The sequence below is a fragment of the Vibrio aquaticus genome (assembly GCF_003970385.1).
Classification (GTDB): Bacteria; Pseudomonadota; Gammaproteobacteria; order Enterobacterales; family Vibrionaceae; genus Vibrio; species Vibrio aquaticus.
Genome location: NZ_RXZH01000006.1, coordinates 56,179 through 75,956, shown reverse-complemented (window position 1 = coordinate 75,956; position 19,778 = coordinate 56,179). Strand labels below are relative to the sequence as shown.

General features: G+C 44.4%; 19 protein-coding genes. 6 read left to right on the top strand and 13 right to left on the bottom strand.

Translation table 11 applies throughout. The features are described 5' to 3' along the window. The first annotated feature begins 8 nt into the window (after positions 1–8). On the top strand, positions 9–815 hold the full coding sequence (gene apaH / locus EJ063_RS13930) for a bis(5'-nucleosyl)-tetraphosphatase (symmetrical) ApaH (protein ID WP_126574932.1): 807 nt from the start codon (positions 9–11) through the stop codon (positions 813–815). A gap of 170 nt (positions 816–985) precedes the next feature. Here the strand turns inward: apaH and folA are convergent, their stop codons facing one another. The 6 genes from folA to rplU form a co-directional block, all read right to left on the bottom strand. Next, positions 986–1,465, bottom strand: coding sequence for a type 3 dihydrofolate reductase (gene folA / locus EJ063_RS13925; protein WP_126574930.1), 480 nt, complete (start codon positions 1,463–1,465; stop codon positions 986–988). 17 nt (positions 1,466–1,482) lie between these two features. After that, positions 1,483–1,956 carry a threonine/serine exporter family protein gene (locus tag EJ063_RS13920; RefSeq protein ID WP_126574927.1) on the bottom strand — a complete coding sequence of 158 codons (474 nt, stop codon included), beginning with the start codon at positions 1,954–1,956 and terminating at the stop codon, positions 1,483–1,485. Then, positions 1,953–2,720, bottom strand: a complete 768-nt coding sequence (locus tag EJ063_RS13915) for a threonine/serine exporter family protein (protein WP_126574925.1) — start codon at positions 2,718–2,720, stop codon at positions 1,953–1,955. The genes EJ063_RS13920 and EJ063_RS13915 overlap by 4 nt, the downstream gene beginning before the upstream one ends. A gap of 115 nt (positions 2,721–2,835) precedes the next feature. Then, positions 2,836–4,011 carry an Obg family GTPase CgtA gene (gene cgtA, locus EJ063_RS13910; protein WP_126574923.1) on the bottom strand — a complete coding sequence of 392 codons (1,176 nt, stop codon included), beginning with the start codon at positions 4,009–4,011 and terminating at the stop codon, positions 2,836–2,838. A gap of 299 nt (positions 4,012–4,310) precedes the next feature. Next, positions 4,311–4,568 carry a 50S ribosomal protein L27 gene (gene rpmA / locus EJ063_RS13905; RefSeq protein ID WP_004409945.1) on the bottom strand — a complete coding sequence of 86 codons (258 nt, stop codon included), beginning with the start codon at positions 4,566–4,568 and terminating at the stop codon, positions 4,311–4,313. 20 nt (positions 4,569–4,588) lie between these two features. Then, positions 4,589–4,900, bottom strand: coding sequence for a 50S ribosomal protein L21 (gene rplU, locus EJ063_RS13900; RefSeq protein WP_126574920.1), 312 nt, complete (start codon positions 4,898–4,900; stop codon positions 4,589–4,591). Between the two features lie 270 nt (positions 4,901–5,170). On the opposite strand from rplU, the gene ispB reads away from it, so the two are divergent. The 5 genes from ispB (at position 5,171) to EJ063_RS13875 (ending at position 10,318) form a co-directional block, all read left to right on the top strand. After that, on the top strand, positions 5,171–6,142 hold the full coding sequence (gene ispB, locus EJ063_RS13895) for an octaprenyl diphosphate synthase (protein ID WP_126574919.1): 972 nt from the start codon (positions 5,171–5,173) through the stop codon (positions 6,140–6,142). 456 nt (positions 6,143–6,598) lie between these two features. Next, the gene (locus EJ063_RS13890; protein ID WP_126574917.1) at positions 6,599–8,359 is read left to right on the top strand and encodes a bifunctional lysophospholipid acyltransferase family protein/GNAT family N-acetyltransferase; all 1,761 of its coding nucleotides are present in this window, start codon (positions 6,599–6,601) and stop codon (positions 8,357–8,359) included. Positions 8,360–8,604: 245 nt separating this feature from the next. Beyond that, on the top strand, positions 8,605–9,405 hold the full coding sequence (gene nagB / locus EJ063_RS13885; protein ID WP_126574914.1) for a glucosamine-6-phosphate deaminase: 801 nt from the start codon (positions 8,605–8,607) through the stop codon (positions 9,403–9,405). 177 nt (positions 9,406–9,582) lie between these two features. Further along, the gene (locus EJ063_RS13880) at positions 9,583–9,858 is read left to right on the top strand and encodes a hypothetical protein (RefSeq protein ID WP_126574912.1); all 276 of its coding nucleotides are present in this window, start codon (positions 9,583–9,585) and stop codon (positions 9,856–9,858) included. 43 nt (positions 9,859–9,901) lie between these two features. Further along, positions 9,902–10,318, top strand: coding sequence for a glucosamine-6-phosphate deaminase (locus tag EJ063_RS13875; RefSeq protein WP_126574911.1), 417 nt, complete (start codon positions 9,902–9,904; stop codon positions 10,316–10,318). A 14-nt stretch (positions 10,319–10,332) separates the two neighbouring features. Here the strand turns inward: EJ063_RS13875 and EJ063_RS13870 are convergent, their stop codons facing one another. The 7 genes from EJ063_RS13870 to EJ063_RS13840 all read right to left on the bottom strand — a co-directional run bounded on the left by EJ063_RS13870 (position 10,333) and on the right by EJ063_RS13840 (position 19,658). Further along, entirely contained in the window at positions 10,333–10,869 is a 537-nt protein-coding gene (locus EJ063_RS13870) for an MltR family transcriptional regulator (protein WP_126575115.1), read from the bottom strand. Between the two features lie 50 nt (positions 10,870–10,919). Next, positions 10,920–12,068: a mannitol-1-phosphate 5-dehydrogenase gene (locus EJ063_RS13865; RefSeq protein WP_126574909.1), complete on the bottom strand. Its 1,149-nt coding sequence runs from the start codon at positions 12,066–12,068 to the stop codon at positions 10,920–10,922. Between the two features lie 140 nt (positions 12,069–12,208). Beyond that, positions 12,209–14,098, bottom strand: coding sequence for a PTS mannitol transporter subunit IICBA (locus EJ063_RS13860; protein ID WP_126574907.1), 1,890 nt, complete (start codon positions 14,096–14,098; stop codon positions 12,209–12,211). A gap of 626 nt (positions 14,099–14,724) precedes the next feature. Then, entirely contained in the window at positions 14,725–15,294 is a 570-nt protein-coding gene (locus EJ063_RS13855) for an MltR family transcriptional regulator (RefSeq protein ID WP_126574905.1), read from the bottom strand. Next, complete coding sequence (gene mtlA, locus EJ063_RS13850; protein WP_126574903.1) at positions 15,294–16,829, bottom strand: mannitol-specific PTS transporter subunit IIC; 1,536 nt, start codon at positions 16,827–16,829, stop codon at positions 15,294–15,296. The genes EJ063_RS13855 and mtlA overlap by 1 nt, the downstream gene beginning before the upstream one ends. 155 nt (positions 16,830–16,984) lie before the next feature. Next, the gene (gene glmS / locus EJ063_RS13845) at positions 16,985–18,817 is read right to left on the bottom strand and encodes a glutamine--fructose-6-phosphate transaminase (isomerizing) (RefSeq protein WP_126574901.1); all 1,833 of its coding nucleotides are present in this window, start codon (positions 18,815–18,817) and stop codon (positions 16,985–16,987) included. Positions 18,818–18,896: 79 nt separating this feature from the next. Then, complete coding sequence (locus EJ063_RS13840) at positions 18,897–19,658, bottom strand: DeoR/GlpR family DNA-binding transcription regulator (RefSeq protein WP_126574899.1); 762 nt, start codon at positions 19,656–19,658, stop codon at positions 18,897–18,899. Positions 19,659–19,778: the final 120 nt, after the last annotated feature.

Here is a 19,778-nt window from a genome sequence, read left to right as displayed (position 1 = left end):
ACAACACATTGGCCAATTACATTGTCGGTGATCTTCAAGGTTGCTATGACGAACTGCAACTGCTGCTAGAGCAGGTCAATTTTAACCCTATAAACGATACGTTATGGGTTGCGGGAGACTTAGTCGCTCGAGGCCCTAAATCATTAGAAGTGCTTCGCTTTCTTCGCTCTCTTGGTGACAGTGCAAAAGTCATTCTAGGTAATCACGATCTCCACCTTCTTGCGGTCTCGCTCGGACTGTTTAAAATAAAGAAGAAAGATCAAACAGCGCCGATTTTTTCAGCCTCTGACAAAAACGAACTACTGGATTGGCTCCGTCATCAACCCTTAATGGCAGAACATGATGAGTTTGTTATGTGCCATGCTGGCATTTCTCCCGAGTGGACACTCATTGATGCTCGTCGTGCGACGAAAGAAATTGAAAATATCCTGCAAAGTGATCAGTGGCCTTGGCTGATTGAAAATATGTACGCCAACCAACCGGATACTTGGAGTGAAAAGCTCGAAGGAATTGAGCGTTACCGCTACATCATTAATGCCTTCACACGCATGCGTTTTTGCTTTCCCGATGGTCGTTTAGATATGGAGTGTAAATTACCACCGAAACAAATAAACGATGGCTCAATGATTCCTTGGTTCCAACTGGATAGCCGAATCACCTTAGAAAAGACCGTATTATTTGGCCACTGGGCAGCGTTAGAGGGCTATGAAGGTGAAGAGGTTATCGGTTTAGACACAGGCTGTGTTTGGGGCGGATGTTTAACTATGCTGAGATGGGAAGATAAACAGTTTTTTACTCAACAAGCACTATCATGACTCAATCTGTCATTCCCTAGCGGGAGGGACGACCAAGTAGGGAATCTCCAACAATAAACTCCCTTTAGATTCCCTACTCCCTCATTCTTCGGTCTATGGAATGACATTCGTTTGTCCATCATTTCACACGGTAAAGTCTGAGCGAGTTAGGAATCTCACGCTGATTAGGCTTATTTTTCAAGCACCACAAAACGCATATTGTGAGCGTTCTTTTCATCCGCGGAATAAGCTTCAGAGTAAGTCTCTTTAAACTCATCTCCCCAAGCTGGGAACTGTGTATCTCCGTCAATATCTGCTTCAATGTACGTCACATAGAGCTTATCGGCTTTCGGCAAACACGCTTGATAAATCGTCCCGCCACCAATGATCATCACTTCTTCAACATCACCTGCTGCTTGGAGTGCCTCATCGATAGAGGTCACCGTAGTTACTCCGTCAATAACAAGTGAACCATCACGGCTGATCACAATGTTCTGACGACCTGGTAATGGGCGACCGATGGATTCATAAGTTTTACGCCCCATCACGACAGGTTTACCCATCGTACTGCGCTTAAACCAAGCAAAGTCAGCAGGAAGATGCCATGGCATTTGATTGTCTTTGCCGATAATTCGATCGTTTGCCATTGCGGCGATCATACTAATGATCATTACTGAGTTCCTCTGAGCTATACAATTGATTTCCGGCGATAGAATAACAAGCCTGGCATGGCTAAGCCAACCGCTAAACCAGCAATAATGAACATCGCTTTGAGGAAGTTCTCCATCAACATCGCCACTAGCTCTGGAGAGTAGCCTTGATTATTGAGTTCCACTAAAGCAATCATGGCCTTAAACGCAAAGACTCCAGGGACCATAGGGATCAAGGCTGCAACGGTAAACACTTTTGGGTGAGCAAGAAAGCGTGCTGACCAATGAATGCCTACCATACTGACAATGATTGCAGCAAAGAAGGTCGCCCATTCAATGGGAATACCAAAGTGCATCATGACATACCGAGAACCATGGCCAATGGCACCGCCCAAAGCACAATAGATCAGGGCTTTTTGAGGAACATTAAACACCAAGGCAAAGCCAACAGCGGGTATCGCTGCAAAAACCATATCATTGAGAAGACCAAATAAAAGATCCCAACTGATCATACTACCCACCCCGATACACCAACTAAACTCATCGCCGCCACAATGCCTAAACTTGTCGCCAACGTCAGCAAGCTCGCCATCACGAAGCGAGCAATCCCCATATTGATGTAACCTTTGAGCATATCTGCGACGGAATTGATCAACGGGAACCCAGGAACCAGCATCAGAACCGAAGAAGCCATCACTAACGAAGGTGAGTTACCCAGTTGATAGATCACGGCTTGCGCTGAGACAACCGTAGTAACGAATGCCGTGGCAGCAAAGTTCATCAGTGGGTTAAAGTGACGATGACCAATCTCTTGCCTCACAATCATTCCCACAGCCGACGAAATGAAAGTCATCGCAAAGGCCACCCAGTCACCACCCGCTAAACGACTAAATGCCGCACAAGACAGACCAATCATGAAAACCACTAGCCAGCGGTTATAACGCTCAGGACTGATACCATCGAGTTTTTCCTGGGCGAGTGAATAATCGATGATGCCACGTTCGAGCATGATGCAGATACGTTGAACTTGGGTGATGGCCCACATATTAATGCCCCGGTCGGGACAACGACGAGCGGTAGTAATGCAGTGCTCTTGGTAAACCGTCGTCACGACCAATGAACTTGCTGACAACGACACTTCAACTTCATCCATACCGGCCGCTAAACCAAAGCGGCGCATAAGGTCGCCAACCAGAGTGCTTTCTGCTCCGTGAGCCAAAAGCATTTGCCCAGCTTGAGCGATTAAACGAGACACAGCCCGTTGCTTTGACGCCATAATTCAATCCTACTCCTTTAGAATGCCTCTATTTTGCAGAGAAACGGTTAAGCATGATTTGATATAGACACAAAAAAGCCGCAATAAATATTGCGGCTTAATCAATTCAGGGCTGTTAGTCTCGAACGTAGACAACGTGGCCGTCATCTTCTTCATCGTCCCAGTCATCCCAGTCGTCGTCATCATCTTCGGTGATCACGTCTTTACCAGAGATCGCATCTTTGTGGTAATCATCCCACATGAAGTCCACTTTCTCTTCTTCAGAAATCTCTTCTTGATCACGAGGTAGACTTTCCATGAAGTCTGCTAGCTTGTAGCACAGCTCTTTAGTACCATCGCGGTTTACAGCAGAGATCTTGTAGTAGTCTTCTTCCCAGCCTAGCGCATCAATGATGTTTTGAATGATCTCATTCGCTTCATCTTCTGGCATCAGATCGACTTTATTGAAGATCAACCAACGTGGTTTATCGGCTAGCTTCTCGCTGTATTGCTCAAGCTCATCAATGATCGTCAAAGCATTCTGTACAGGATCCGATTGATCAACAGGCATGATGTCGATCATGTGCAGAAGCACACGACAACGCTCTAAGTGTTTCAGGAATCGAATACCTAAACCAGCGCCATCCGCCGCACCTTCAATTAGGCCCGGGATGTCTGCAACAACAAAACTTTTCTCAGGGACAACACTGACGACACCAAGGCTTGGAATCAGCGTTGTAAATGGGTAGTCCGCCACTTTAGGTTTAGCCGCAGATACCGCTCGGATAAAGGTTGATTTACCTGCATTTGGCAGGCCTAGCATACCGACATCAGCAAGCAGGAGAAGCTCTAATCGAATCTCACGGATCTCGCCTTTTGTACCTAGCGTCTTTTGACGAGGAGCGCGGTTTACTGACGACTTAAAGCGCGTGTTGCCCAGACCGTGCCAACCGCCTTTTGCTACCATGACTTTTTTGCCATGTTCAGCGACTTCAGCAACAATCTCATTAGTGTGGATATCAACAGCGCGAGTACCGACAGGCACACGCATCACTTTGTCTTTACCACGCTTACCCGTACAGTTACCACCGCGGCCATTTTCACCACGCTCCGCTTCATAGAAGCGTTGGAAACGGTAATCAATCAGAGTGTTTAGGTTTTCATCAGCTTGGATATAGATATCACCACCGTCACCACCATCACCACCATCAGGGCCGCCTTTTGCAACGAATTTCTCACGCCAGAAACTCACCACACCGTTACCGCCGTCACCGGCTTGAACTTTTACTACCGCTTCATCAACGAATTTCATCTCTTACTCCGCCCTTGTGCTATGCATCATAGCTGCGTTGCAAATATCATCTCAGCATTCCCTATTTATAAGGAAAGTGAATGATATAAATTCTAGCAGATTCCAGTTTCAGACTGATCACCTGAGATCTTCACTGCTCTGCCACTGGAACAAATATGAAGGGACTCTTTACAGAGTGCCTTAGTATTTATTCCGCCGTAATGGTCAACTCAAAGTCACCATAAATAAAAAACCCCGCCGAATCGGCAGGGCTTTTGAATTCAGCTTGAAAGCTAATTAAATAATTAAACGAGGTTTAATTACTCAGCTTCGATGCTAACGAATTTACGGTTTTTAGGACCTTTCACTTCGAACTTCACTTTACCTTCAGTAAGAGCGAATAGAGTGTGGTCTTTACCGATACCTACGTTAGTACCAGCGTGGAACTTAGTACCACGTTGACGAACAATGATGTTACCTGCAAGAACAGACTCACCACCGAAACGCTTAACACCTAGACGTTTGCTTTCTGAATCGCGGCCGTTACGAGTAGAACCACCAGCTTTTTTGTGTGCCATTGTTAAACTCTCCTAATCGATTAAGCGTTGATACCAGTGATTTTCACTTCTGTGAACCACTGACGGTGACCAGCTTGTTTGCGAGAATGCTTACGACGACGGAATTTAACGATTTTAACTTTATCGCCACGACCGTGTTGTACAACTTCTGCTACAATTTTGCCGCCCTCTACAAGAGGAGCACCAACTTTAATGTCTTCACCGTTAGCAACAAGAAGAACTTTATCAAATTCAACAGTTGCACCAGTTTCAACGTCTAATTTCTCTAAACGAAGAGTTTGACCTTCGCTTACACGGTGTTGTTTACCACCAGATTGGAAAACAGCGTACATATCTTACTCCGCTTTTTCCGCACAGCCGTATGCTTGTATTGAGCATCAAGGGTGTGCGCTAAACTAATCATCAATAGGGCGCAGATTCTACAGAAAGGTCGCACCTATGACAAGCCATATTTTGAAAAAATTGGCGAAAAGCTAATCGCCAATTGAAAGTGCCGAGATCATGCCCGTTAACCATGTATTAATCAACGTTTTTTAGTGTATTATTCACCAAATAAACTCGATAAGAATACCTTACAAGTTCTAACTTCAGCCGGATTTACAATGGATTTTAAAGCTATCCAAGCACTCACCGCCGATGACATGGCAAAAGTGAACGAAACAATTCACGCACAACTCAACTCTGATGTCTCTTTAATCAATCAACTGGGTTTCTACATTGTTAGTGGTGGTGGTAAACGTATCCGCCCTCTTCTAGCGGTTTTATCTGCACGAGCACTTGGCTATCAGGGCGAAGCTCATACAACGTCTGCAGCCTTTATTGAATTTATTCATACTGCAACGCTGCTTCACGATGACGTCGTTGATGAGTCTGATATGCGTCGTGGTAAAGCAACTGCCAATGCCGCTTTTGGTAATGCGGCTAGCGTTTTGGTCGGCGACTTCATCTACACACGCTCATTTCAGATGATGACCGAGCTAGGATCTTTAAAGATCCTTAAGCTTATGAGTGATGCAGTAAACGTGATCGCTGAAGGGGAAGTATTACAGCTAATGAACTGTAACGATCCTGACACGACAGAAGAAAGCTACATGCAAGTGATCTACTCGAAAACTGCTCGCTTGTTCGAAGCCGCAACTCAAATTGGTGCGATTCTGAATGAGGCCCCTGAAGAAATCGAAGTGGCACTGCAGAACTACGGCAAATACTTGGGTACGGCTTTCCAGCTTATTGATGATGTGATGGACTACACTTCTGATGGTGATGACATGGGCAAGAATGTGGGAGATGACCTTGCTGAAGGTAAACCAACGTTGCCTCTTTTATACGCAATGAAACACGGCACACCAGAACAGACGGCAATGATTCGTGAAGCGATCGAGAAAGCGAATGGCATGGAGCGTCTGAATGACATCCTTGAGGCCATGGAGCAAACCGGTTCATTGGAATACACGCGCCAGAAAGCGTATGAAGAAGCCGATAAAGCGATTGCACAACTTAGCGTATTAGAAGAGTCAGACTATAAGCAAGCGCTGATTACGCTCGCACACATGTCAGTACATCGCTCTAGCTAAGCGAATTTAAAAGCAAATAGCAGTAACTCTCTATTAAAGCCTGAGCTTCATCACTCAGGCTTTTTCGTCTCCATTAGACAGATACAACAACGGGAACCTCAGGTTCCCGTTTTACCTCTTAAGGTGAGGCATTCCAGATCAGCAAATGCGAAGGTAAGTTGACTGGCTATTCTCCTGAGAGTCTTTTGCTCCGTTAGGATCAATAGCGCTACCCGCATTGATCAAGTTAGCAATGAAACTTTAGTTTAGATACAAAATTAGTATATTTTGTGAGCGATATATTTTTTAGGTTAATTAAATAATCATTCTTGCACTCATTTCACCTTGTCGCCGCGAAACTCACGCCACCTTAACGAGATCGTCATCTTAACTTCAACGTTCTCTCATCATATTGACGCTTCACTGCAACATCCCACTCTTACCCTCATACAAGCTTAATTATTGCTGTGAGGAACTATGGACATCTCTAGCCCGTTTCGTCTGCCTAAGAAAACGCCTTTTCGTCTTGGTGAGCATTTTACAGAGTGGGCAACTGGCCTCTCGAAGCTCGATAAGTTTTATACTCAGCGCCCAGCTGGCTGTGATACCAAGCAGTTTCTACGTTTTACTCTTGAAGTTCTTGGTATCGACTATCGAATCAACCAAGGGAGCTTAAGTCATATTCCAACCACTGGCCCTACGGTCGTTGTTGCTAACCATCCACTCGGCTGTGTCGAAGGCGTCATCCTGGCCGAGATGCTTTTACAAGTCAGAAGTGATGTTAAGATCCTAGCGAACCAATATCTAAAAACCGTGCCTGAACTGGATCAACTGTTTATTGGTGTCGATGTCTTTGACACTCAAGAAGCACATCACGCTAACCTCAAAGCAATGCGTCAAGCACATCAACATCTACAAGAAGACGGATTACTCTTGCTCTTTCCCGCTGGAGAGGTTTCTCAGTTAATTGATAACAAAACAAAAAGACTAGAGGATAAAACGTGGAGTCGTTCCGTTAGCCGCTTAATTCGAAAATCACGTTCAGTTACTGTTCCTATCTTTATTGATGGACAAAACTCCAAACGTTTTTATTTTGCTGAGAAGGTTCACCCTTTATTACGAACTTTAATGCTTGGCCGTGAACTGCTTAATAAATCTCAACAGCAGATTGCGATTTCGATTGGTGCAACGATCAAATTCAAAGAGTTGAGCAGCCTGTGTGATGATCAGATGACGAATTACTTGAGGCTCAATACCTACCTGCTACAACAGCCGAGCCCAAGCTCTTCCCCAGAATGCAATAGTCAAAACAATCAATTCCCCGTCGCCGAAGCACTAGCAAAAGAAGATCTCCTCAATGATCTTTCTCATCTAAAGGAGGATGAGTTACTGCTTTCAAACGGAGAATTTGATGTCTACTGTACCTCTTCCGAACGAATCCCCGCCCTAATGCATGAAATTGGTCGGTTACGAGAAAGTAACTTTCGTGCCGTCGGCGAGGGGACGGGAAACAGCCTCGACCTTGATCCATTTGATCGTGATTACCTACAGCTGTTTATTTGGGATAACGAAAACCAAACTCTTGTCGGTGCTTATCGACTTGGACTCGTGGATCAGCTGATTGAAAAACATGGCATGCTTGGTCTTTATTCCAGAACCTTATTCCACTTCGATCGACCGTTTATTGCCAGTATGGGTAAAGCGATCGAAATGGGCCGTTCAGTCATTGACGCAAAGTATCAAAAAAGCATGGCCCCTCTTCTTCTACTTTGGAAAGGAATCGCGGCGTATGTTGCACGACATCCTGAATATACTCACCTATTTGGCCCAGTTAGTATCAGCAATGATTATAGTGAACAAGCGCGACACTTACTTGCAGATACCATGACCCTTCACCACTCTCACTCCAAGGCAGCAGAGCACGTTAGTCCGTCAAACCCTCTGCCTAATCACGAACGCAGTTGGAACCCAACAATGTTGACGGCTTTAGGCGATGTGCAGCTGCTATCGAGAGTACTTTCTCGAATTGAGCAAGGAAAGGGTGTCCCGGTTTTACTTCGCCAATACTTAGGTCTAAATGGGAAGTTGATTGCTTTTAATATTGACCCTAAATTTAACAACGCCCTTGATGGCTTAATTATGGTGGACCTAAGGCAGGTTCCTTTCAAAACACTGGCCAAATATATGGGCAGTGAAAAGACCGAGCGCTACCTAGACAAACACGATGACCGTTCATAGCGCTAAACGACCGATAATCGACCTTTACCTCGTTCTTTTGGGCTTACCAAGTCTGGGTATGCCCTTTTCTCATGAAAGAAAAAAAGCGTGATTTTCATTTGATTCGACAAAATTATATGCACATTATTTGATCTAAAATAAGAGAAAAAGCTCACCTCTCTCGCAAAAATACTAGCTTAAAACCCACTCTTATTTTACAATGCAAATTAAGCATTACATCTGACAATTTTCTATAGGAAAGACAAATGAGACTGATTCCTCTAAATAACGCTGCGCAAGTTGGTAAATGGGCAGCTCGTCACATTGCAAACAAGATCAACGCGTTCAACCCAACGGCAGATCGTCCATTTGTTCTTGGTCTACCAACTGGTGGTACACCTCTAACAACTTACAAAGCACTTATTGAGCTATACAAAGCTGGCGAAGTGAGCTTTAAGCACGTAGTAACATTCAACATGGATGAGTACGTAGGTATCGACCCGAACCACCCAGAGTCATACCGTTCTTTCATGTACAACAACTTCTTCAACCACGTTGATATCCAAGACGAGAACGTTAACCTTCTTGACGGCCTTGCAGATGATATCGATGCTCACTGTGCAGCATACGAAGAAAAGATCCGCTCTTTCGGTAAGATCAACCTATTCATGGGCGGTATCGGCATCGACGGTCACATCGCATTCAACGAACCAGGTTCTTCACTAGCATCTCGTACTCGTATCAAGACGCTAACTGAAGAGACTCGTATTGCTAACTCTCGCTTCTTCGATAACGACATCAACCAAGTGCCTAAATATGCACTAACTATCGGTGTTGCAACTCTACTAGACGCAGAAGAAGTAATGATCCTGACTACAGGTCACAACAAAGCTCAAGCACTACAAGTAGCCATCGAAGGTAGCATCAACCATATGTGGACAGTTACTGCGCTGCAAATGCACCCGAAAGCAATCATCGTTGCTGACGAGCCAGCACAGCAAGAGCTAAAAGTGAAAACGCTTCGTTACTTCCAAGAGCTAGAAGCAGAAAACATTCAAGATCTATAATCTTTGATTGTTTACGATTGATAAAAACCACTTCTTTTAAGGAGTGGTTTTTTTATACACCATCTATTTTTTGCTTAAACATTTCTATCGCGACACAATTTCGTCACGTACTCTCGATCCACTTAAGCAAAAAGTAGTAAGATTTGCCTCTCACCATACAACGAGCACGGAAATAATATGTTGTTGAACGAAATCGCGGAAATCATTGAATTCACTGATACTGACCATCTATCCGACGCGATGGAGACCTATAACGCTGAAGGCTTGGTTCATTCGAATCAATTACCATTTCTTAGTGTGGTCTATGAACAAGCGGATAAGCTATTGTTGGAGAAATTGGCAAGAATTGGCTTTAAAGGCAATCTCCAATGCCTAAAAACGACAAACGGTGATTACATCCTTTTTGATGCATCAAAAGTTACAGCCGAAGACGTGCTTACCCAGTTTGCGTAACACTCTCTACTTTATCTGATGGATAGACCTTGAGGTTCAACAAATGACACTATCAACCGATACTCAAAACCATGAGCTACTTCCTTTACTGGGTGCGACGTTAATCGCTTCGCAGAAAGTCAACTTCTTACTTTATCAACTAATGCAACCTATCTGCAAAGCGCACTCGTCTAGCCAAGTTCAGCATTTAGCAAGCAAAACCAGCGACCAGTTTCTTCAAGGAACCACAGCAGAGCTAAAGCCAATTCTGCTTTTACTGGAAGAATCGCACCTACCCCTGACAATCAATGAGCTATTGGATTTCATTTACAAACGAAACATAGTGAGTCAGCAATTTTGGCATGTGACTGATGCTGAGATTAAAGGTGGAGAGAAAATAGCGAATCCAGTGGCATTTTTACGCAACTTGCTTAGTGAATACGAAGCATGGCAAGTAAAGCTCGAAACGACATTGAGCTGAGAGAAAAGCTGCGTTTATGATGTTAACGCGTTGTCACGAGACAGCTGCTGGTGAATATCATTAACGGCGAGAACGATAGTGGAGCGCACCTTTTGAAAGTGGCGTTCCAAAAACATCTTTTGCATATCTGCTGACATACCCTCAATCAACTCTGGTGAGTAATCAACAGGCATATTTTTTTGTATCGCATTGACTTTATTCAACTCAAAGACAATGTCTTTATCCCAAAAGTCGATTTTCCCTTCTTGAACTTTTACCCACTCTTTTAGGGTTACAAAGATTTCAATATCGTCGTAGACCTCTTTGCTGATCACCCCTAAGCCCAACAACAGCTTAGTACGGACGAGAATCTCGCCTAAAGGGCCATCATTGGTCAGTAGCGGATCAACAACAAATTTCACCGCGTAATCGTCTTTATGAAAGATACTCTTTAATAATGCATCGAGCATATCTTCCAACACATCAAAAGCACATAGCAAACATTCCGCAGCATTGGCGGATTCAGCAAGTTCTTCTAATAATTCCGATTCTTGGTTTGAATGTATTGGCATGACTCTAACAAAAGGAAAAAGTGCCGCTAGAACGGCACTTTGATGGTTTATCATTTCAATGCTTTATAAGCTTCTTCTGCTAGTTTAACAACTTCTGAGTTTTTGTTCAGCTCTGAATAGTGCGCCAATGTCTCAGCAAATCCTTTTTCTTCAAACATTGCTTGAAGTTCAACCGCTTGAGGGTCATCTTCATTCTTGTAATGGAATGCAGCAGCAATACCTTCCACTAGGTGTTTATTAGGTAAACCGTATTCAAGAGTCCCATTTAATGGTTTAACAAGACGATCTTGTGGACTTAGTTTACGAATTGGCTGACGTCCAACACGATCCACTTCGTCACGTAAATAAGGGTTGGCGAATCGATCTAAGATTTTCTGGATGTATGCTGCGTGAGCTTGTGGATCAAAACCGTAGCGTTTGACAAGAACGGCACCACTCTCTTCCATGGTCGCTTTTACTTGTGCGTGAATCTTTTCATCTTCGATTGCATCTTTCACCGTCTCATGACCTGCTAGTACACCGAAGTAGGCCGTAACTAGGTGGCCAGTATTGAGTGTAAATAGCTTACGCTCAACGAACGCCATTAGGTTATCCGTACACTCCATACCCGGAATGTTAGGGATCTCACCTTTAAATTGAGTTTGATCTACGATCCACTCACTGAATGTTTCTACCGTAACGGCTAGAGGATCCGTTTCACCTGCTTCTGCCGGTGGAACGATACGATCGACGGCTGAATCAACGAAGCCTACGTTCTTTTCAACAAAGGCTTTCATCTTATCAGAAAGGTGTTCAAGTACCGCTGCTTTCAGCTGACTTGTACCGCGAACCATGTTTTCAGCCGCAATGATATTCATTGGTGTTGCATTGCCTGCTTTTGCACGCTTCTCAATCCCTTGAGCGATAGACTTAGAAATGATTTTTAAAACTGTTGGGCCAACCGCTGTGGTAATCAAATCGGATTCAGCAATACTGTCGATTACCGCGTCTGTGGCTGAGTTTACCGCTGTTACATTCTTAACGATTTCAACAACACACTCTTCACCAACAATTTTAACAGGGTATTCTTTACGCTCAATTAAGGCGTTAACAACCGTCTCGTTTACGTCTGCGAACGTCACTTCAAGACCCGCATCTGCTAGTAACTTACCAATGAAACCACGACCGATATTACCCGCACCGAAATGTAACGCTTTCATAATCTGTAGACCTTTTAACTATGTAATCTATATAGGTAACGATTTAGAGCTGTCTTCCAAACCGTAAACTATCTAGACTGGAAAATGAGGCCAGAGGGGGCCTGGCCTCGTTCACTCAGGAGCTTGACTAGAGCTTCTTGTTATCCGTTTAGAATTTTCAAAACATCTTCTGGATTGGTGGTGTTTTGTAAGCGCTCCACGGCTTCTTCGTCATCAAGGGAATTGGTAATAGCCATCAGTACCATGTTGTGCTCATCACCTTGAGCGGCGATACCAATAACCATCTTGGCGATATCATCTTCGTCTTCACCCCATTGGATACCTTCTGGGTACTGGCAGAACACGATGCCTGTTTTTTGTACGTGCTGCTTAGCTTCAATCGTGCCGTGTGGTACTGCGATTGATTCACCTAAGTAGGTAGACACTAGTTCTTCACGAGCAAACATACCTTCAATATATTCAGGCGCTACGTTGCCAAGCTTAACCAGTTGCTCACCCGCAAATTTAATCGCGTCTTTCTTGTTGTCCGATTTTAGACCTAGGAATACAGCGTCAGCAGTTAGAGTGAGACCTTCTTCTTTCTCTTCCTCTACAACAGCTACTGGCGCTTCAGACTTTTTTACATCACCTGTCTGAGCTTCAACTAGCTCCGTAACCAGCTTGTCGTACACCGCACCATCTAAGAAATTGTTTAGAGACATGTGCAATGCACCTGGAATGGTATTACGTGCACGATCCGTTAGATCTTTGTGCGTGATAACAATTTTTGAGTCCGCAGGAAGATTGTTGATTGCGTAGTTCGTTACCGTGATGTCTAGGCCAGCGGCGTCGACTTTCTTACGTAGCAAACCCGCACCCATTGCACTTGAACCCATACCTGCATCACAAGCTACGTATACTGCTTTCACATCTGCTAGGTTGATATCTGTACCTGTTGTTGCACCTTTAGAAGAAGCTTTCATGCCTTTCATTTGTGCAGAAGCTTTTTCTAGCGAGTCTTCTTCATCTTCTTGAGATGTCGTTTTAAGTAGGATTGATGCTACTACGAACGATACGGCTGTTGCCGCAAGCACTGAAAGCACAACACCAACGTAAGCACCTTTTGGCGTCATCAGTAGAATCGCAAAGATTGAACCTGGAGACGCTGGAGAAATTAGACCAGAGCTGAACATTACGTTAGTGAATACACCAGCCATACCACCAGCAATGACCGCTAGGATTAGACGTGGGTTCATTAGTACGTAAGGGAAGTAAATCTCGTGGATACCACCTAAGAAGTGGATGATTGATGCACCCGCCGCCGATTGCTTCGCGCTGCCTTTACCAAACACCATGTAAGCAAGCAGTAGACCTAGACCAGGACCAGGGTTCGCTTCGATTAGGAAGAAGATTGAGCGACCAAGTTCTTCAGACTGCTGGATACCAAGAGGTGAGAAAATACCGTGGTTGATAGCGTTATTAAGGAAAAGAATTTTCGCAGGTTCTACGAAGATTGATGCTAATGGAAGAAGACCAGCTTCAACCATAGTGTTAACACCTGCCGCTAAACCACTAGACAAAACTTTGACTGCTGGACCAATTGCTAAGAAAGCGATAATCGCACAGATCATACCGATGATACCGGCAGAGAAGTTGTTCACAAGCATCTCGAATCCGCTCTTCACTTTGCCGTGAATAGCTTCATCAAACTTCTTGATTGCGATACCACCAAGAGGTCCAACAATCATCGCGCCCATAAACATTGGAATGTCAGTGCCTACAATAACACCCATTGTCGTAATGGCACCTACCACCGCACCGCGGTCGCCACCAACCATTTTACCACCGGTGTAACCGATAAGTAGTGGTAGCAGGTAAGTAATCATAGGTCCAACCATTGACGCTAACGTTTCGTTAGGTAGCCAACCAGTTGGAATGAAAAGTGCGGTAATGAAACCCCACGCAATGAATGCGCCGATGTTTGGCATTACCATATTGGATAAGAAACGACCAAAGTTTTGAACCTTAATCTTTGCTTCTGGAGATAACATAAGGGTGACCTCAGTAATGTATTGGATGACCAAATGGTCGAAAATGTGCTCTAAAAAGTTGAGAGAAACTTAACACAAGAATCCAAAAACTCATCACCAGAGCATTTTTAGTGACAAAAATCACATCAACAAAACATCACCAACAAAAAAATGAAGATTAAAATCACATTTTTACACAGTTCTAAAATTACATGGCCAAATTAAAGCTAATGAGTATCATTACACCGAGACATTGATCACAATAACCACCAAGCCGCCCGCCAAATAATTAGTGACAAAAGTCACACTTATGAAAAATCCAAAATTTTCGTGGCAATTTCCCGCTCAAATATCACCCAAAAAACGCTAATAACAGGTTGCATATCAGCCAAAAAATTGCATTTTGTAATTAAATTACACAAATACATATCACTGTGGAAGCTATGCGCTAGACAAGCACTTGGAATAGAAAGAAGTGTTTTAATACCACTTAAGGGCGGGTAAAAGCCGTAGGGAAGACGTTACTGATCTCGAAAACAGATACCAGTAGTAACGATAAATATTGAGAGCAGAGAGTTGGAGCAAGAGAGTATTTCGAACGAGAATTAGCTCTCTACTTAAACGACTAGGGGGAGCAATAGCAACTCTTAGACTCTTGAGGCCCCATGACGAAGTACAGCGACTAATTCAGTGATCGCGAGCACTATTGTCGAAGTCACTTTCTGATTATGACGATCTATAAACATTCTCATCATTGTATCTGAAAGCCCCGAAATCATACTCGGATCGTATTCTATCGGCATTGTTCGCTTGATAATGTCGACACTACGCAGCTCTGTCAGTACATAAAGATCCGTGAACGGTATCGCTTTACTGGCCTCCTCAAAATACTCTTTTAACCGCAAGAACACTTCAAGATCCTCGTATACATCTCGATGGATAACCCCGAGCCCTAACAACAAACCTGCCCGAACCTTGATATCACCAAGTGGCCCTTTATTTGTCATAAGTGGCGCGACGATGTAGCTAACCCCTTTCTCATTTTGTGAGAGAAGGGTCTGCATTACCGAACCAACCGCATCATCGAGTGCATGGTACGCTGCACTGATCACTGCGCTAGGCGTGTCAGCTTGTGAGATCACCTCAAGTAAATCTGACTCATTAGGTATATAGATAGCTTCACTATAATGAGCTTCTGCCGCTAACATTGAAGGCATTAGCTTACCCTTCCATTGAGTAACGTCACCACTTCTTCAACATTAGTGGTCATGTATAAACGTTCAAGCGTTTCTTTGCTGTCTAGCGTTGAGCTAATTGACGATAATATTTGAATATGACGCTCTCCTTTCGCAGCAATTGCAATAACAACCTTAGCAACATCATCTGGCTCGCTCCCCCATTTAATGCCTGAGGGAATCTGACCAAAAACAATGCCCTCTTTTTTAACATATTGTTTGCCACCAATCATTCCGTGAGGCAATGCAATAGCGTTCCCTAGATAGGTTGACAGTAAGGCTTCTCGTTTATGCATTTCTTCTATGTACTCAGGTTCAACATGCCCTAGTTCAACTAACTTGTTGCCCAACTGAGCAATAACCTCTTTGCTGTTCGAAGCAGAGACATCTAAACAAACATGCTGCGGGGTTATTTGCACCTGTTCTAACTGAGTCGTTTGCTTGAGGCCGGCAGCACGAGAAGCCGTGCTCGTCGCTGAATCCTCTATCGATTGATTGCTTTGCTTTTGTCTTAGTAACAAGGTAGCGATAGAAAAAGAGACCAAAGTAGAAACGGAAACAGATAACACGACTCCAACGAGTGAGCTTTTAGGCGTCATCAATAGAATCGCAATGATTGAACCCGGTGAAGCTGGCGAAAATAATCCTGCTTCGAATAATCCGAGTATGTAGATCCCCGACATTCCCCCTGCGATCAGTGCAATGATCAAACGTGGGTTCATTAATACATAAGGAAAGTAAACCTCTTGGATCCCACCAAATAAATGGATAATGGTCGCTCCGGCAGATGTCTGTTGGACTCGCCCACGACTCGTCAAAATGTACGCAAGTAACACTCCTAAACCCGGTCCTGGATTTGATTCAATTAAGAAGAAAACGGATTGACCAACCTCTTGAACCTGCTGAATACCAAGTGGTGAGAAGATACCGTGATTGATCGCGTTGTTCAAAAACAAGATTTTGGCTGGCTCGACAAGCACTGACAACAAGATCAGCGTATCTGACTCAATCAGTATTTCAATACCACTTGCGATCGCCGCAGATGCCATTGAAACGGCAGGCCCTACAAAATATAGACAAAGAATGGCGCCCAACATGCCAACAATGCCGGCAGAGAAGTTATTCACCAACATCTCAAAACCACTTTTGATTCGACCCGCAATAAGCGCATCAAACTTTTTGATGATGAGGCCGCTCATTGGTCCGGCAATCATCGCTCCCATCAGCATTGGAATTTCAGAACCGGCAACCAGCCCCATAGTGGTCACCGCACCGACCACAGCCCCTCGCTCTCCAGCAACTAAGCGTCCACCACTGTAGCCAATGAGGATTGGAATCAAATACGTGATCATCGGAGCGCTTAACGACGCTAATTGCTCATTGGGCATCCACCCCGTTGGAATGAACAGTGCAGATATCAGCCCCCAAGCGATAAAAGCCCCGATGTTTGGCATGACCATATTGGATAGGAATCGTCCCGCACCTTGGACTTTTACTTTTGATTGTGGGGATAGCATGGGGACCTCATAAACAAATTCGTTAGCCTATACGTAAGAAATGTACCATACGTCAATATACAGAGTCAGTTTACTTCATTAAGGCTTGGAAAGTGGAAACAAAAAAGGCCCCAACAGATGACTCTGAAGGGGCCTTAAAATTACTGAATAAAACCTTACTCTACTGTCACAGCCTTCGCTAGGTTACGTGGCTGATCCACATCGGTGCCTTTAATCAACGCAACGTAGTAAGAAAGTAACTGCATTGGAATGGTGTAGTAGATTGGCGCGGTAATATCACTCACTTGCGGCATGGTGATAATTTTCATCGTTTCGTCTGCTTCAAAGCCTGCTTCTGCATCAGCGAAGACATATAGCAAGCCTCCGCGAGCACGAACTTCTTCAACGTTAGACTTCAGCTTTTCCAGTAAATCATTGCTTGGAGCAACAACCACAACAGGCATGTCGGCATCAATAAGCGCCAACGGACCGTGCTTAAGCTCACCCGCTGCATAGGCTTCTGCGTGAATGTAGGAGATCTCTTTAAGTTTTAGAGACGCTTCCATCGCGATTGGGTAAAACTCACCACGACCTAAGAAAAGCGTGTGGTGCTTATCAGCAAAGTCTGGGGCTAACTCTTCAATCTCTTTTTCAAAAGAGAGCGCCGCATTAATCTGCTTCGGCAATGCATGAAGGGCTTCAACGATCTCTTTCTCTTTTTCTTTACTGATACGATCTTGCTGCTTACCCAATGCGGTTACCAACATGAGCAACGCTGAGAGCTGAGTGGTAAATGCTTTGGTTGATGCCACACCAATCTCTACACCCGCACGAGTCATGAAAGCAAAATCAGATTCACGAACAAGAGAAGATCCTGCCACGTTACAGATCGTCATTGCCGCCATGTAGCCTTTCTCTTTTGCTAAGCGAAGCGCTGCCAGAGTATCGGCTGTTTCTCCTGATTGAGAGAGCGTAATCAATAAACTATTAGGGCGAGTCACAAACTTGCGGTAACGGAACTCAGAAGCGATTTCGACATCACAGCTTACGCCGGCAATGTCTTCAAACCAGTAACGTGCCGTCATACCTGCGTTGTAAGAAGTACCACATGCGACAATCTGTACGTGCTCCACTTTACTCAGAATATCTGCCGCATTGACGCCAATCGCTTCGGTGACCACGGAATCAGCCGTAATACGACCTTCCATTGTGTTAATCAAAGCCGTTGGCTGCTCGTAGATTTCTTTCTGCATAAAGTGACGATATTTGCCTTTATCACCGGCATCATGCTCAGCATTAGACTCAATGATCTCACGCTCTACTCGCTCACCAGTCACATCAAACACCGAAACTTCTCGGCGAGTGATTTCAGCCACGTCTCCCTCTTCTAGGTACATAAAGCGGCGTGTCACATTCAAAAGAGCAAGCTGGTCGGACGCTAAGAAGTTTTCGCCAACACCAAAGCCAATCACAATAGGGCTCCCAGAGCGAGCAACCACAACGCGAGAAGGATCTTTTCGATCAACAACAACCGTGCCGTAAGCGCCTTCCAGTTGTTTCGCTGTTTTCTGCAATGCCTCAAGTAGCGAGTCAGAGGTGCGACGCTCCCACTCAACCAAATGTGCAATCACTTCTGTATCCGTCTGAGACGCAAAAATGTAGCCGCGCGCTTTCAAGGTTTCGCGCAGCTCTTCATAGTTTTCGATGATGCCATTATGGACAACCGCAATATCACCGGACATGTGTGGGTGAGCATTTGCTTCAGATGGTTCGCCATGCGTTGCCCAGCGAGTATGAGCAATACCAGTACCACCAAGAACGTGTGCTTCATCTACCGCATCGGCGAGCTCTTTCACTTTGCCTAGACGGCGTACTCGGGTAAGGTTTGATTCACTATCGACTACCGCGACACCGGCAGAATCATAACCACGGTATTCAAGGCGTCGAAGACCTTCGACTAAAATTTCTGCGACATCACGTTGCGCGACCGCGCCAACAATTCCACACATGTTTCACTCCAGATTTAAGATTGTAATTGGCAGCAAGCAAAGGCCAAGTTCAAGAATTTTTATTTAAGTTTAGTCGTCTTTATGCACAAATCACTTTGACAGCATGAGATTCGATTTTTTGTTTGTACTCAGGGTCTAAGTCTTTGTTAGTAATTAATATATCAACAGCATCCCATGCCAGTTCTAAGTTAGGGATTTTACGAGAGATCTTTTCTGATTCGACCATAACGATCACTTCTCTCGACACCTCAGCCATCACTTTACTCAATCCAACCAACTCATTGAACGTTGTCGTTCCTCGTTCTAAATCGACACCATCCGCACCAATAAATAGCTGGTCAAAGTCGTAAGAGCGTAAAACAGACTCCGCCACTTGGCCTTGGAATGATTCTGAATGGGCATCCCAAGTCCCTCCCGTCATTAACAATGTGGGTTCACTTTCAAGTTCATTCAGTGAATTGGCAACGGTCAGCGAATTGGTCATCACAACGAGCCCACGCATTCCATCAAGTAGCTTAATCAAAGCACCGGTTGTACTGCCGCTATCAATCACAATGCGATTGTGTTCACGGATCAATTTCACCGCAGCTTGTGCAAGCTCATTCTTTCGAATCGAAACATTTTCGTTCATTTCATCGCTCATCACTTCTTTCGGAAGCGCAATGGCACCGCCATAACGTCTAAGAAGTAGGCCATTTTTTTCTAATGACGCGAGATCTTTTCTAATCGTGACCTCCGAGGTGGAAAATTGCTGAGAGAGTTCCTCTACGCTGACTTCTCCTTTCTCGTTCACAAGGTTCGATATTGTATGTCTTCTAAGCTGAGTGTTTCGTTTCGACATTTATTAATTAACTTTAAGTTTCGAAGTGAAAGCAATTATAGTCAAGTCGAAACTTTCAAGTCCATTTATTTCGATCCAAAAAATTAATAAATAGCGATAAAACCTTGTCCTAAGACAATT